The organism is Nocardiopsis sp. MT53 (assembly GCF_019598965.1).
Taxonomy (GTDB): Bacteria; Actinomycetota; Actinomycetes; order Streptosporangiales; family Streptosporangiaceae; genus Nocardiopsis; species Nocardiopsis changdeensis.
Genome location: NZ_CP080599.1, coordinates 898158 through 912744 on the forward strand (window position 1 = coordinate 898158; position 14587 = coordinate 912744).

Consider the following 14587-nt stretch of genomic DNA (forward strand, 5'->3'; position numbering starts at 1 on the left):
CCGCGGGGGCGACTCCGGAGAGGAACCAGGCGACTACTGACCGGCGGGCTCGCGGCGCTCGCGGATGCGGGCGGCCTTGCCGCGCAGGTCGCGCAGGTAGTACAGCTTGGCGCGGCGGACACGGCCACGGGCCGCGACCTCGTACTTCTCGATCGCCGGGGTGTGGATCGGGAAGGTCCGCTCCACGCCGACGCCGTAGCTCACCTTGCGGATGGTGAAGGTCTCGCGGCTGCCGGAGCCCTGGCGGCGGATGACAACGCCCTTGAAGACCTGGACACGGGTACGGTTGCCCTCGGTCACGCGCACGTGAACGTTGAGGGTGTCACCGGGGCGGAACTCCGGGACGTCGGAACGCAGCTGGGCCTTCTCCAGCTCCTGAATGGCGGTGTGCATCTGAATCCTCATCGATAGCGCTCCGCGCCCCACCCCGCCCGCTGCGGGCGTGCGGGGGTGCGCGGGCGATGGCCCGTAAGGGTCTGACTGTCGAACCGCCCGGGTGACCGACACAGAGGCCGACGTCGTGCCGCCGGCATGCGGATGCCTGAGGATCACCAGGGGGGAACCCACCCAGTTTGCCACATCCCGTGCGGCGCACCGAACCACCTGGTCAGGTGGTCTCGGGTACACCCTCCTCGGCCAGGACCTCCCGGTCCCGCCGGTCCAGGGACTCCGCGGGGATGGCGGCCACCAGGTCGGGGCGGTTGCGCGCGGTCTTGCGCAGCGCCTCGTCGCGCCGCCAGCGGTCGACCGCGCCGTGGTCGCCCGACAGCAGGACCGGCGGCACCCCGCGGCCGCGCCATTCGGAGGGCTTGGTGTACACCGGGCCCTCGACCAGGTTCTCCATGCCCCCGGAGGCGAACGAGTCCTGCACCGCGGACTCCCGGTTGCCCAGCACCCCGGGCAGCAGCCGGGTGATCGCCTCGACCATGACCAGGGTCGCCGACTCCCCGCCGTTGAGCACGTAGTCGCCGATGCTGATCTCCTCGACGGGCATCCGCTCCGCGGCTTCCTGGGCGACCCGGGAGTCGATGCCCTCGTAGCGTCCGCAGCCGAACACGAGGTGCCCCTCCCCCGCCAGCCTCTCGGCGTCGGCCTGCCGGAAGGGGCGGCCGCTGGGGGTCGGCAGGATGAGCCGGGCGGGCGCGTCGCCGACCACGGCGTCCAGCGCCTCGCCCCACGGCTCGGGCTTCATCACCATGCCGGGGCCGCCGCCGTAGGGGGTGTCGTCCACGGTGTTGTGGCGGTCGTGGGTCCACGAGCGCAGGTCGTGGACGTGCACGTCGAGCAGCCCGGAGGCGCGCGCCCTGCCGATGAGGGACAGCTCCAGCGGCGCGAAGTAGTCGGGGAAGATGCTGATGATGTCGATGCGCACGGTGCGCCCTTCAGTCGGCGAGGTCGAGCAGCCCCGGGGGCGGGTCCAGGACGATCCGGCCGCCGGGCACGTCCACCTCGGGGACCAGCTCCGCGACGAACGGGACGAGCACCTCGCGGCCGCCGGGGGCGGCCAGGACCAGGACGTCCTGGGCGTGGTGGAGCACGTCGTCCACCGTCCCGACCTCCTCGCCGCCGGTCGTCACGGCGGTCAGGCCGATGAGCTCGTGGTCGTGGAACTCGTCGGGGTCGCCGGTGGGCTCCAGGTCCTCGGAGTCGATGAGCAGGGTGGTCCCGCGCAGCTCCTCGGCGGCGGTGCGGTCGGCGACGCCCTTGAAGCGCACCAGCAGGCGGCCGCTGTGCACGCGCACCGCCCCGACGGTCAGCGGACCGCCCCCGGGCCGGTCGGTCTCCAGGACGGAGCCGACGAAGAACCGCTCCTCGGGGGTGTCGGTGCGCACGTCGATGGCGACGTCGCCGCGGATGCCGTGGGCGCGGCCGATACGGCCGACCACCAGACGCATGGGACTCCGTCCTCCCTCCCGCCCTCGCGCGGGGTAGTCGGGGAACAAGGGGAAACTCGGGTGCCGGGAACGGCGGGGGAAAAGACCGTGCCCGGGGCCGTGTGGCCCCGGGCACGGCTGCGGGGGCGCCGACCGGGATCGGCGCCCCCGCAAGGCGCGTCAGCGCACTTCGTTCAGGTCCAGCAGATCGACGCGGACGTAGCGGCCGCCGGCCAGCGCGCCGATGACGGTGCGCAGGGCCTTGGCGGTGCGTCCGTTACGGCCGATCACCTTGCCGAGGTCGTCGGGGTGCACCCGGACCTCCAGGACTTTGCCCTTGCGGAGTCGTTTGACCCGCACCTGGACATCGTCGGCGTTCGCAACGATCCCCTTCACGAGGTGCTCAAGCGCCTCTTCCAGCACGTCAGGCCTCGCCCTCGGACTTCTCGGCCTCAGCGGTCTCGGCGGCGGGCTTCTCCGCCTTCTTCTTCGGGGCGGCGGTCTTCTTCTCGGCGCCGGGGAGCACGAGCTCCTTCAGGGCGGCCTGGAAGGCGGCCTCCTTGGCCTCCGGGTCCTTGGCCTCGGCGACCTTCAGCGGGGCCGGCGCGGCCAGGCCCTTGAACTTCTGCCAGTCACCGGTCTTGCGCAGGAGGACCTTGACCGCGTCGGAGGGCTGGGCGCCCACGCCGAGCCAGTACTGGACCCGCTCGGAGTCGACCTCGATGAGGCTCGGGTGCTCCTTGGGGTGGTACTTGCCGATCTCCTCGATCGCCTTGCCGTCACGCTTGGTGCGGGCGTCGGCGACGACGATGCGGTACTGGGGCGTACGGATCTTGCCCATACGCTTGAGCTTCAGTTTGACAGCCACTGGAGTGGTCTTCTCCCGATTAACGGTTGAGGCGCCCGGCGGGGCGGCCACGTGGGGTTGTGGAGCCCACCGGAACAGACGTGGGCGGCGGGCTAGTTAGAGGGCCGGCCCGCCACCGTTAGTCGACTACTCATTGTGCCAGACACCCGCGGGTTCCTTGGACAGCCCCACGGCGTGGCCTACTTCTCAGGCAGCTTGAATCCCGACAGGTCGGGCATGTTCGGCATTCCGCCGCCGCCGAACGCGGGGGGCAGCTGCGGCTGCTTGCCGCCGCCGAGCCCCGGCGGAAGCTGCGGCTGGGCGTTCTCCTGCTGCTCCTTGCGGCGCTGCTGGCGCTCCAGCTCCTGCTGGCGGGCCTTCATCGGGTTGCCGCTGCGCTGCTTGCCCTTCTTCTTCTGCTGGGCCTTGGCCTTCTTGCGGGCCCCGCCGCCACCGCCCATGCCGGGCATGCCGGGGATCCCGGGCATGCCGCCGTTCTTCATCTTGCGCATGACCTTCTGCGCCTCGAAGAACCGGGTGACCAGGTTGTTGACGTCGCCGACCTGCGTGCCCGAACCGTTGGCGATGCGCAGCCGGCGCGAGCCGTTGATCATCTTGGGGTTGGCCCGCTCGCCGGGCGTCATCGACTGGATGATCGCCTGGAGGCGGTCCAGGGCCTTGTCGTCGATGTTGTCGATCTGCTCGCGCATCTGGCCCATGCCGGGCATCATGCCGAGCAGGTTGCCGATGGGGCCGAGCTTGCGGACCATCATCATCTGCTGGAGGAAGTCGTCCAGCGTGAAGTCCTCGTCCGACGCCATCGTCGAGGCCATCTTCTGGACCTCGGCCTCGTCGAACGTGCGCTGCGCCTGCTCGATGAGCGTGAGCACGTCACCCATGTCCAGGATGCGCGAGGCCATCCGGTCCGGGTGGAACAGGTCGAAGTCGTCCAGCTTCTCGCCGGTGGAGGCGAACATGATGGGACGGCCGGTGATGTGCCGGATCGACAGCGCGGCACCGCCGCGCGCGTCGCCGTCGAGCTTGGTGAGGGCGACCGCGTCGTAGCCGACCCCGTCCAGGAAGGCCTGGGCGGTGTTGACCGCGTCCTGGCCGATCATCGCGTCGACGACGAAGATGATCTCGTCCGGCGACACGGCGTCGCGGATGTCCGCGGCCTGCTGCATCATCTCGGTGTCCACACCGAGGCGGCCGGCGGTGTCGATGATGACGATGTTGTGGTTGTTGCGCCGCGCGAACTCGATGGAACCGCGCGCGACCTCGACCGGGTCGCCCACGCCGTTGCCGGGTTCGGGCGCGAAGACGGGGGCGCCGGCGCGCTCGCCGACGACCTGGAGCTGGGTGACCGCGTTGGGACGCTGGAGGTCGGCGGCGACCAGCAGCGGCGTGTTGCGCTGCGCGGCCAGCCACTTGGCGAGCTTGCCCGCCAGGGTGGTCTTACCGGCGCCCTGGAGGCCCGCCAGCATGATGACGGTGGGCGGGTTCTTGGCGTAGCGGATCTGCCGGGTCTCGCCGCCGAGGACCTCGATGAGCTCCTCGTTGACGATCTTGATGACCTGCTGGGCCGGGTTGAGGGCCTTGGAGACCTCCTCGCCCCGGGAGCGCTCCTTGATCCGCGCGATGAAATCACGGACCACGGGCAGGGCGACGTCCGCCTCCAGCAGCGCGAGACGGATCTCCCGCGCGGTCGCGTTGATGTCCTCCTCGGACAGGCGCCCCTTGCCCCGCAGCGAGGAGAAGACCGATGTCAGCCGGTCGGAAAGCGTCTCGAACACGAGTGTGGCCAGTCCTTCGTCTCGGAATTGGTCTCTAAGCCTACCCGGACCTCGTCACACCGGCGGAAACCCGTCGGGGGCCCGGAACGGGGAGGAGGGGCCGGGAAACCCCGGCCCCTCCCCCACCCGGACGCGGAGCGTGTCAGTTGCCGCCCCCGTCCTCCTCGCTCTCCTCGCCCGCGGGCTCCCCGCCGCCGGACAGCGTGGCCTCGCGCTGCTCGTTCAGGGCCTCCAGCATGCTCTCCTGCTGGCTTCCGGGCAGGCCCCGGGTGCTCAGGGTGGCGTTGCCGTCGATCGTGTACGTCTGCTGGGTCTGGCTGACGATGTTGTAGTCGGCGCTGCACGACAGGTCCAGCGTGCCGCCCGCCTCCAGGTTCCCGCTGTCGTCGCAGGTCTGCTCGCCGATCTCGGAGTTGCTGAAGGTCACGTCCATGCGGACGGCGACCGTCCCGCTGCCGGTCCCGGCGGCGTCGCGGACGGTGCCCGACCAGGTGCAGTTGGGGCCGTCCTCGCAGGTCATCTCGGCCTGGCCCTCCCAGCCGACCTCGATGCGCGCGTCGCGCGAGGAGCCGAGCTCGTCCGTGGTGGCGGCGATGACCCCGTCGTAGAGCTCCTCGACGGCGGCGGTGTCGGCCTCGGCCAGGTCCAGGCGGACCTGGGGGCCGCTCTCGGCCTCCGGCGCCACGAGCTCCTCGATGGCGATGCGCTTGATCTGGCCGCTCTCGGCGTCGATCCATATCTGGTTGCGCTCGCCCGCCAGGTCGACGCGGTGGGTGAGGGTGCCGTCCAGGTTCTCCTCGACGGCCTCGTCCGACTCCAGCTCGATGCCGCCCAGGATCTCGGCGAGGACCGGCGGGGCGAGCACGGCGCTGGGGTCGATCCCGGCCTGCGCGCCGGAGGCCCGCACCCAGTTGCCGCCGAACTCGTCGAAGTCGGGCGCGAAGACGCCCTGGTCGAGCCAGAAGTCCTCCAGCGCCCGGATGAAGATCCGCCCGTCGGCGCTAATGAGGTCGGCCTCGATGCTGCCGGAGCGGATGGTGCCGTTGGCGGCGCCGCCGTCGGCGACGGTGAGCGAGGCGTCGCGCACGTCGGCGCCCACGCTCTCGGCGACCTGGCCGGTGGCGACCAGGCCCTGGTACCCGGCGAGGTCGGTCAGCGCCTGCTCCACGAGGGGCGCGGCGGCCACCGGCTCGGCGGGCTCGGGGCTGGGCTCCTCCTCGCCGCCGCCGGGGCGCAGGTTGCTCAGGTCGATGGAGCATCCGGCCAGGCCGAGCACGACCGTCGCACCCGCCGCGGCGAGCACGGTGCGCCCGCCCCTGCGAAGCCTGTTGTGAATGACCGGCGCCATCTTGCCTCCTGACCCCGCGGTGCGGGGCACGTACGAATCAGCGTGGTTTCTTCCGGGAGTCCGGCCGGGGTGCACCCCCTCGACCTGTTCGCCCCCTGGGATGCGCCCGCGCGCCCCCGGGTTCGGGTCGGCATGGGCGCTTCGCGCGATCCGGCCGTACGACCGGCCTCGGCGGCGTCCGGCGCCCCGACCGCGCCGCCCCGCCAGGGTATCGAACCACAGCACAGAACACGGCCAACATCCGGTACGAATGCCCCCATATGCCACATCGGCGGTGGTTCCGTGGACGACGACGGGGCCGGCGGGGATCACTCCCCGCCGGCCCCTGGGTCACCTCACCGCGTCAGCGGCGCAAGACCTCCGGCCTCAACGTTGAAGACTAGGCCTTGACCTGCGATGAGGCCGTCTCCCCGCCCGGAGGCGTCGGCGAGGAGACCGCTTCCGCCTCCAGCTCGTCGAGTTCGTCGAAGGCGTAGGCCGACTCGGCGTGGAGCTCGTGGTCGAGCCCGTTGGTCTCGACCTCCTCGGGGATGCGGAACCCGATGATGAGGTCGATGACCTTGCCGATGACGAAGGTGATGACGAAGGAGTAGAGCATGACGCCGACCACGGAGACGGCCTGGACGGCGAGGAGGCCGACACCGCCCCCGTAGAAGAGGCCGGCGGAGCCGCCCGTGACGTCGGCGGCCAGGAAGCCCAGGGCCAGGCAGCCGATGATGCCGCCGACCATGTGGATGCCGACCACGTCCAGGGCGTCGTCGTACTTGAACTTGAACTTCCAGCTGATGGCGTAGGCGCAGACGCCGCCGGAGACGAGGCCGAGGATGATCGCGCCGACCGGGGTGAGGTTGGCGGCGGCCGGGGTGATGGCGACCAGGCCGGCGACGGCGCCGGACGCGAAGCCCAGGGCGCTGACCTTGCCGTAGCGGATGCGCTCGACGAGCATCCACGCGGCGGTGGCGGCGGCGGTCGCGACCTGGGTGTTGACCAGGGCCAGGGCGGCGGTGCCGTCGGCGACGTAGGCAGAGCCGGCGTTGAAGCCGAACCAGCCGAACCACAGGAGCGCGGTGCCCAGCAGGACGAACGGCAGGTTGTGCGGGCGCATCGACTCGGAGCCGAAGCCCTTGCGGCGGCCGAGCACGAAGGTCAGCGCCAGGGCCGCGGCGCCGGCGTTGATGTGGACCGCGGTGCCGCCGGCGAAGTCGATGACGTTGTAGCCGCCGATGGTCATGCTCTCGATCCAGCCCTCGCCCCAGACCCAGTGGGCGACGGGGAAGTAGACCAGCAGGGCCCACACCGGGACGAACAGCAGCCAGGCGCCGAACTTGGCGCGGTCGGCGATGGCACCGCTGATCAGGGCGACGGTGATGATGGCGAACATCATCTGGAAGCCGGCGTCGACCAGCAGCGGGTAGGAACCGGGGCCCTCACCCGAGTTCTCGCCGATCAGGCTGGTGAGGCCGACGTAGTCGAAGCCGCCGATGAACGCCTGCAGGGGCCCGAAACCCTCGGAGTAGGTCAGCGAGTGGCCGACCAGGACCCAGAGCATGCTCACGATGGCGATGCTGGCGAAGCTCATCAGCATCATGTTCAGGACGCTCTTGGCCCGCGACATGCCTCCGTAGAAGAAGGCCAGGCCCGGTGTCATGAGCATCACGAGCGCGGCACTGGTCAACAACCAGGCTGTCGTGCCGGTGTCAATCATTACGTCGCCTCCATAGGACGGACGGGGGATTGTCTGTGAGGGCGGCAGTCAGCGAGCGCATCATCGGGCCCGATGCAGAACACCACGCAGGCAACTGTCCGACCGGGGTGTTTCTCGGTGGCGCCCCACGTGTTGCACGGGCGTAAAAGGACAGCCAGCCGTGTTAACGCCCCGTGAACGGACCCCCCGCATGCGGCCAATGCACGTGCACCGGCGCAGGGCGACCGCCCTCGCATCGACTCTGGGCGACGTTCGCGCAACACAGCGTCACATCTCACGGCGATAACGGAGTCATTGCCAGGAAGTCACCCCTCCGTGTAACACCGGTATTTCAATTGCATGACGTGGGTCACAGTAAGCTCGCGCGACTCCCCCGGAGACGCCGGCGGCCTACCGCCCCGTGTCGGGGGCGGCCGGCCGCCGTGGAGGGGTCCGCGCTCAGCCGAGGATGGCGTCCACGAACACCTCGGGGTCGAACGGCGCCAGGTCGTCGGGGCCCTCCCCCAGGCCGACCAGCTTGACCGGCACGCCCAGCTCCCGCTGGACCTGCACGATGATGCCGCCCTTGGCGGTACCGTCCAGCTTGGTGAGCGCGATGCCGGTCACGTTGACCACCTCGGCGAACACCCGCGCCTGGCGCAGGCCGTTCTGGCCGGTGGTGGCGTCCAGCACCAGCAGCACCTCGTCCACCTGGGACTTCTTCTCCACCACGCGCTTGACCTTGCCGAGCTCGTCCATCAGGCCCGTCTTGGTGTGCAGGCGCCCGGCGGTGTCGATGATGACGGTGTCGGCGCCGTCCTCGATGCCGCGCGCCACCGCGTCGAAGGCCACGCTGGCCGGGTCTGCGCCCTCCTCCTTGCGCACGACCGGGGCGCCCACCCGCGACCCCCAGGTCTGGAGCTGCTCGCTGGCGGCTGCGCGGAAGGTGTCGGCGGCGCCCAGGACGACCGAGCGGCCGTCGCCCACCAGCACCCGGGCCAGCTTGCCCGTGGTGGTGGTCTTCCCGGTGCCGTTGACGCCGACGACCATGATGACCGCGGGGCGGTCGCCGTGCGGCGCGGTGTGCACCGCCCGGTCGGCGTCGGTGCGGATCTGGGCGAGCAGCTCCTCGCGGAGCAGGGCGCGGACCTCGTCGCGGTCGCGGGTCCCCAGCACCTTGACCTTGGTGCGCAGGTTCTCCACGATCTGCGTGGCCGAGGTGACGCCGATGTCGGCGGTGATGAGGGTGTCCTCGATCTCCTCCCAGGCGTCCTCGTCGAGGGAGGAGGAGGACAGGAGGTTGAGCAGCCCCTGGCCCAGGGCGCTCTGCGAGCGGGCGAGCCGGGCGCGCAGCCGGACCATGCGTCCGGCCGAGGGCGGGGGCGTCTCCAGCTCGGGTTCGGCGGGCGGTGCGGGGGCCGCGGTCGCGCCCGCCGGAGGTGCCTGGGCGGGCGGGAGGAGGTCGGCCCCGCCGTCCTTCTCCCGGTCCTCCGGGGTGGTCGGCTGGGGCTCGCGGGTGACCTCGGGAGCGGTCTCCTCCTCGCCCGGCGCGACCGAACGCCGGGTCCTGACCAGGAAGAATCCGCCGACGGCCGCGAGCACGAGGACGATGGCAAGACCTGCGTACAAGTAGATTTCCATAGCCCGCCCAGTCTCCCAGAGTGTTCGACGCATTCGCATCACACCGTGGTGGCGTGCCGGGAACGAACCGGTGACCGGGCACGGGCCCGTTCAGACGGAGCGGTGGCGTGTGGTGCGCAGGATCAGCACGAAGAACGGCGCCCCCAGGAACGCGGTGACCACCCCGATCGGCAGTTCGGCCGGTGCCGCGACGGTGCGCGCGACGATGTCGACGGCGACCAGGAAGGCCGCGCCGACGATCATGGTCACCGGCAGGACGGCCCGGTAGCTCGACCCCACCAGCCGGCGCACGATGTGCGGCACCACGATGCCGACGAACCCGATGAGGCCGCTCACCGAGACCGCCGCGGCGGTGGCCAGGGAGGCGGCGGAGATCACGGTGATCCGCACCACGGCCGGGTCCAGCCCCAGGCTGACGGCCTTGTCGTCGCCCAGCGCGAGCATGTCCAGCAGGTGGCCGCACACCAGCAGGACGAGCATCCCGGTCACCGCGTAGGGGGCGATCAGGCGCACGTCGTCCCAGCCTCCCCGGCCCAGTCCGCCCAGCAGCCAGGCGTAGATGCGCTGGAGCTGGTCGGTGCCCATCTGCTGCACGAACGTCTGGACGGCCGACAGGAACGAGGACACCGCCACCCCGGCCAGGACGAGCGCGGCGGTGCCGCCCCCGCCCGCGGTGGTGCCGAGCAGGTAGGCGGCGGCGACCCCGGCCAGGGCCCCGGCGAAGGCGGCCACCGGCACCAGGGCCCGGGGCTCGTCGCTGATCTGGGCGCCGAAGACGATGACCGCGGTGGCGCCCAGCCCGGCCCCGGCGGCGGCCCCCAGCAGGTAGGGGTCGGCCAGCGGGTTGCGGAAGACGCCCTGGTAGGCGGCGCCCGCGGTGGCCAGCAGGGCTCCGACCACGGCGCCCATGACCACCCGGGGCAGCCGGAGTTCGACCAGCAGGGCCGCCTGCCGCTCGGTGAGCGGTGACTCCACGTCGAGCGGCAGGAGGCTCAGCAGGTGCAGGACGATGTCGGACGCGGACAGGGAGGCCGCTCCCGCGGAGACCCCGAAGAGGACGGCCGCGGCCAACAGGACCAGGCCGCCCGCGCCCCAGCCGAGGGGGACACCGACAACGCCCCGGGGCACTACTTGTCCGCGTTCTCGAGGACGGCGTCGCCGACGAGCCGGGCGAAGTCGACCACGCGCGGCCCCCAGCGGGAGGCGATGTCGGCGTCGAGCAGGTAGACGGCGTCGTTCTGGACGGCGGTGACGGTGTCGAAGGCGGGGCGCTCGGCCACGGCCCCGACGGCGGCCTCGTCGCCGTAGGACAGGAAGATCAGGTCGGGGTTCTCCTCGACGATGTACTCCTGCGAGAGCTGCGGATAGCCCCCGGCGGTGCCGTCGTCGGCCGCGTCGGCGATGTTGACCAGGCCGAACGAGGAGTAGACCTGGCCGACGAAGGTCTCGGAGGTGGCGGCGAAGGGGGTCTCGTCCAGCTCCTGGTAGAAGCTCAGGCCGCTGTCGCCCGCCTCGGCGCAGACCTCTTCGACGACCTCGGCGAACTCGGTCTCGACCCGGGTCGCCTCGGCGTCCGCGTCCTCGCTGTGGCCGGTGGCGTCGCCCAGCAGGCGGATCTGGGCGTAGGTGTCCTCCAGGGTGGCGGCGGCCGGCAGGACCAGGGTGGGGATGTCCACCTCGCCGAGCTGCTCGGCGACCTCGGCGGTGCTGTCGGACATGACGACCAGGTCGGGGTCGTACTCGGTGACGGCCTCCACGCTGGGGGTGAACCCGCTCAGGTCGGTGGTGGGCGCCTCGGGCGGGTGGTTGGAGTACTCGTCGGCCGCCTCCACCAGGTCGCCCGCGCCGATGGCGAAGAGCATCTCGGTGTGGCTCGGGGAGAGGGAGACGATCCGCTCGGGGGCGGCCTCCAGGGTGACCTCGCCGGTGGCGTCGGTGAGGGTGACCGGGAAGGTGCCGTCGCCGACGCCGGGGCGGTCCGGGTCGGCCGCGGGCGGCGCGCAGGTCGCGGCGGCGGTGTCGGTACCCGGCTCGGCGGACTCGGCGGGCTCGGGCTCCTCGCCCTGGCCGCCGCAGGCGGTGAGGGCGAGTGTCGCGCCCAGCAGGACGGCGGGAAGTCGGTGTGCGATCCGCACGGTGCTCCTTGGGGAACCGGGGGAAGGGGAGCGGCCATGGCGGAGGACGGCCCTGTCCCTCCCACGAGGACGGTGGCGTGCGGTGTCGGTCAGGCGACCCGGCTCGTCCCCGCCGGGGCGGGGCTTCACGGTTGCGGGGCAGCGCCGGGTTGGGCGGCCGTGGCGGGCCGCGGTACCGGACTTCGCTTTGTCGACACCGGCCGGTCGCCCGTGTACGGGGCGGATCGGCCCCACCACTGTACTGGCCGGCGCCCGGCGGGCACCGGCCGGGGCGGCGCCGGGTCCGGCCCGGCGTTCGCGGCGGGCGAGGGCGGAAAAGGGACCCGGTACCACAATTCAGGACTCCGGGAATCTACCCAAAAGTGAACTTCATCCGCTTTCTCACCTTGCGAAACACACGTCACTTGGGAGCGTTTTCATCCTCTGTGTGGCCATATTGAGTCTTGGTGAACATTGACACGGAGATGGCACACAGCAATGATCTCGTTGCTATGCGCGCCATTTAACCGAGTAAGGACTTGACGCGGTGTATAGCCCCAACCGTGTACCCCGTACCCCCACGGGCTGTCCCGCCACCATTCCCCCGGCGTCCCGAGGCGCGCGCAGAGAAGGGATGTGTTGACAAGGTGGCACCCCACCGTAAACACCTGGCGTCACTCGCCGGGCTGACCCTGCTGGCGGGCCTCGTCTCCGCCGCCCCGGCGGGAGCCGACGAGATCTCGGAACTCGCGCCCCTGCACCCCGTTCCCGCCCCCGGCGACGGCGAACTGGTCCACCAGGCGAACGGCCTGTGGTTCATCGAGCTGGAGAGCCCGCCCACCACCCAGGGCACCTCCGAGTCGAAGGTCGACGCCGAGCAGGACGAGTTCCGCACCGAGGCCGAGGCGTTCGGCCTGGAGTACGACGAACGCCACTCCTTCAGCGACCTGTGGAACGGCTTCTCCGTCGAGATGGACGACGCGCAGGTGAGCACCGCGCGCGAGATCCCCGGCGTCCGGGCCATCTACCCCGTCGTCACCTACCAGATCCCCGAGGTGGACGAGAGCGTCCCCGACCTCGACACCGCCCTCCCCATGACCGGCGCCGACATCGCCCAGAACGAGCTCGGCCTCAGGGGCGAGGGCGTCCGGGTCGCCGTCATGGACACCGGCGTCGACTACACCCACCCCGACCTGGGCGGCGGCGGCTTCCCCAACGACCGCGTGGTCACCGGCCACGACTTCGTCGGCGACGACTTCAACGCCCAGGACCCGGCCGCCGTCCCGGTGCCCGACTCGGACCCCCAGGACTGCAACGGCCACGGCACCCACGTCGCGGGCATCGTCGGCGCCGAGGGCGAGGTCACCGGTGTGGCCCCCGACGTCGAGTTCGGCGCCTACAAGGTGTTCGGCTGCTCCGGCTCCACCACCTCCGACATCATGATCGCGGCCATGGAGCAGGCGCTGGCCGACGACATGGACGTGCTCAACATGAGCATCGGCTCCTCCCACTCCTGGCCGCAGTACCCGACCGCCACCGCCGCCGACAACCTGGTCGACGAGGGCATGGTCGTCGTCGCCTCCATCGGCAACGAGGGCGCCACCGGCCTGTACTCGGCGGGCGCCCCCGGCCTGGGCGAGAACGTCATCGGCGTCGCCTCCTTCGACAACACCCACGTGCGGACCGCCACCGCCCTCGCGCGGCCCGGCGGCGAGCCCGTCCCCTACATGGAGATGGACGACGCCCCGGTGCCGCCCACCTCGGGCGCCACCGACCCGCTCGCCGAGGCCGGCCGGGCCTGTACCGCCCTCGGCGACGAGGTCGGCGACATGACCGGGCGGACGGCGCTCGTCATCCGCGGCGGGTGCACCTTCGCCGAGAAGTACGACGCGGCCGTGGCGGCCGGCGCCACCGGCGTCGTCATCTACAACAACGTGCCCGGCCTGTTCGCCGGCGGCGGCGTCGCGGCGGGCGACGCCTTCTCCGTCGGCGTCTCCGACACCTCCGGCGCCCACCTGCTGGAGCTGCTGGAGGGCGGCGAGCCCGTCACCCTGGAGTGGACCGAGCAGACCTCCACCGTCCCCAACCCCACCGGCGGCCTGATCAGCTCCTTCAGCTCCTACGGCCTGGCCGCGGACCTCTCCGTCAAGCCGGACATCGGCGCCCCCGGCGGCCTGATCAACTCGACCTACCCGATGGCCAAGGGCGGCTACGCCACCATCAGCGGCACCTCGATGGCGTCGCCGCACGTGGCCGGCGGCGTGGCCCTGCTCCTCCAGGCCCGCCCCGACCTGGACGCGCACGAGGTGCGCACCGTCCTCCAGAACAGCGCCGACCCCCGGGCCTGGTGGGGCAACCCCGGCCTCGGCCTCCTGGACAACGTCCACCGCCAGGGCGCGGGCATGCTCGACGTCCCCGGCTCGGTGCTGGCCGCCTCCACGGTCACCCCGGGCAAGCTGTCCCTGGGCGCGACCGGGGGGCCGGCCACGGAGACCGTCACCATCACCAACGACGGCGACGAGGAGGCCGTGTACGAGCTCTCCCACGAGAGCGCGCTGGGCACCCACGGCGACACCTTCGCGCCGAGCTTCAACGACGGCTCCGCCGACGTGGCGTTCGACTCCGACAAGGTGACCGTCGCCGCGGGCGACTCCGTGGACGTCCGGGTCACCGTCACCCCGCCCGCCCGCGACTACGAGCAGATGGTCTACGGCGGCTACGTGGTGGTGTCCCAGGTCGGCGGGGAGACCTTCCGGGTCCCCTACGCCGCCTACAACGGGGACTACCAGGAGATCACCGCGGTCACCCCGACCGAGTACGGGCTGCCCTGGCTGACCCGGATCACCGGGTGCGCCGCGTTCTCCGGCCTGGAGTGCGCCGACGGCGGGACGTTCGAGAACCGCCCCGACGGCGAGACCTACACCCTGGAGTGGGTGGACGGCCTGCCCGACGCCCCCTACGTCATCGCGCACCTCGACCACCACGTCTCCAGGCTGGAGCTGGTGGTCATCGACGAGCGGACCGGCCGCCCGGTCCACCCGCGCAACAACATCGCGGTGTCGGTCGACCACGTCGGCCGCAACGCCACGCCGACCTCGTTCCACAGCTACGTGTGGGATGGCACCTACGTCGACGCGCACGGCCGCGTCAAGGACGTGAGGGACGGCGAGTACCGGCTGGAGCTGCGCGCCCTCAAGGCGCTCGGCGACGCCGGGAACCCCGACCACTGGGAGACCTGGACCTCCCCGGTCATCACCATCGACCGGGGCTGACCCCTCCCCGGCCC

General features: G+C 71.5%; 12 protein-coding genes. 1 reads left to right on the forward strand and 11 read right to left on the reverse strand.

Going from position 1 to position 14587, the window contains the following annotated elements; all coding sequences use genetic code 11:
• Positions 1-33: 33 nt before the first annotated feature.
• The 11 genes from rplS to K1J57_RS03830 form a co-directional block, all read right to left on the reverse strand.
• Complete coding sequence (rplS, locus tag K1J57_RS03780; RefSeq protein ID WP_220563091.1) at positions 34-393, reverse strand: 50S ribosomal protein L19; 360 nt, start codon at positions 391-393, stop codon at positions 34-36.
• A gap of 214 nt (positions 394-607) precedes the next feature.
• Positions 608-1372, reverse strand: a complete 765-nt coding sequence (trmD, locus tag K1J57_RS03785) for a tRNA (guanosine(37)-N1)-methyltransferase TrmD (RefSeq protein WP_220563092.1) — start codon at positions 1370-1372, stop codon at positions 608-610.
• A 10-nt stretch (positions 1373-1382) separates the two neighbouring features.
• The gene (gene rimM, locus K1J57_RS03790; RefSeq protein WP_220563093.1) at positions 1383-1895 is read right to left on the reverse strand and encodes a ribosome maturation factor RimM; all 513 of its coding nucleotides are present in this window, start codon (positions 1893-1895) and stop codon (positions 1383-1385) included.
• A gap of 159 nt (positions 1896-2054) precedes the next feature.
• Entirely contained in the window at positions 2055-2297 is a 243-nt protein-coding gene (locus K1J57_RS03795; protein ID WP_220563094.1) for an RNA-binding protein, read from the reverse strand.
• A gap of 1 nt (position 2298) precedes the next feature.
• Positions 2299-2742, reverse strand: coding sequence for a 30S ribosomal protein S16 (gene rpsP / locus K1J57_RS03800; RefSeq protein WP_220563095.1), 444 nt, complete (start codon positions 2740-2742; stop codon positions 2299-2301).
• A 179-nt stretch (positions 2743-2921) separates the two neighbouring features.
• A complete protein-coding gene (gene ffh / locus K1J57_RS03805; RefSeq protein WP_220563096.1) occupies positions 2922-4514 on the reverse strand; it encodes a signal recognition particle protein in 1593 nt (530 codons plus the stop codon).
• 142 nt (positions 4515-4656) lie between these two features.
• Positions 4657-5862, reverse strand: a complete 1206-nt coding sequence (locus K1J57_RS03810; RefSeq protein ID WP_220563097.1) for a hypothetical protein — start codon at positions 5860-5862, stop codon at positions 4657-4659.
• Between the two features lie 379 nt (positions 5863-6241).
• Entirely contained in the window at positions 6242-7567 is a 1326-nt protein-coding gene (locus K1J57_RS03815) for an ammonium transporter (RefSeq protein WP_220563098.1), read from the reverse strand.
• 438 nt (positions 7568-8005) lie between these two features.
• Positions 8006-9187 (reverse strand): signal recognition particle-docking protein FtsY, encoded by a 1182-nt coding sequence (gene ftsY, locus K1J57_RS03820; RefSeq protein WP_220563099.1) that lies wholly within the window; start codon positions 9185-9187, stop codon positions 8006-8008.
• Between the two features lie 90 nt (positions 9188-9277).
• Positions 9278-10315, reverse strand: a complete 1038-nt coding sequence (locus tag K1J57_RS03825) for an iron ABC transporter permease (protein ID WP_220563100.1) — start codon at positions 10313-10315, stop codon at positions 9278-9280.
• The gene (locus K1J57_RS03830; protein WP_220563101.1) at positions 10315-11322 is read right to left on the reverse strand and encodes an ABC transporter substrate-binding protein; all 1008 of its coding nucleotides are present in this window, start codon (positions 11320-11322) and stop codon (positions 10315-10317) included. The genes K1J57_RS03825 and K1J57_RS03830 overlap by 1 nt, the downstream gene beginning before the upstream one ends.
• A gap of 626 nt (positions 11323-11948) precedes the next feature.
• On the opposite strand from K1J57_RS03830, the gene K1J57_RS03835 reads away from it, so the two are divergent.
• Positions 11949-14573 (forward strand): S8 family serine peptidase, encoded by a 2625-nt coding sequence (locus K1J57_RS03835; RefSeq protein WP_255646829.1) that lies wholly within the window; start codon positions 11949-11951, stop codon positions 14571-14573.
• Positions 14574-14587: the final 14 nt, after the last annotated feature.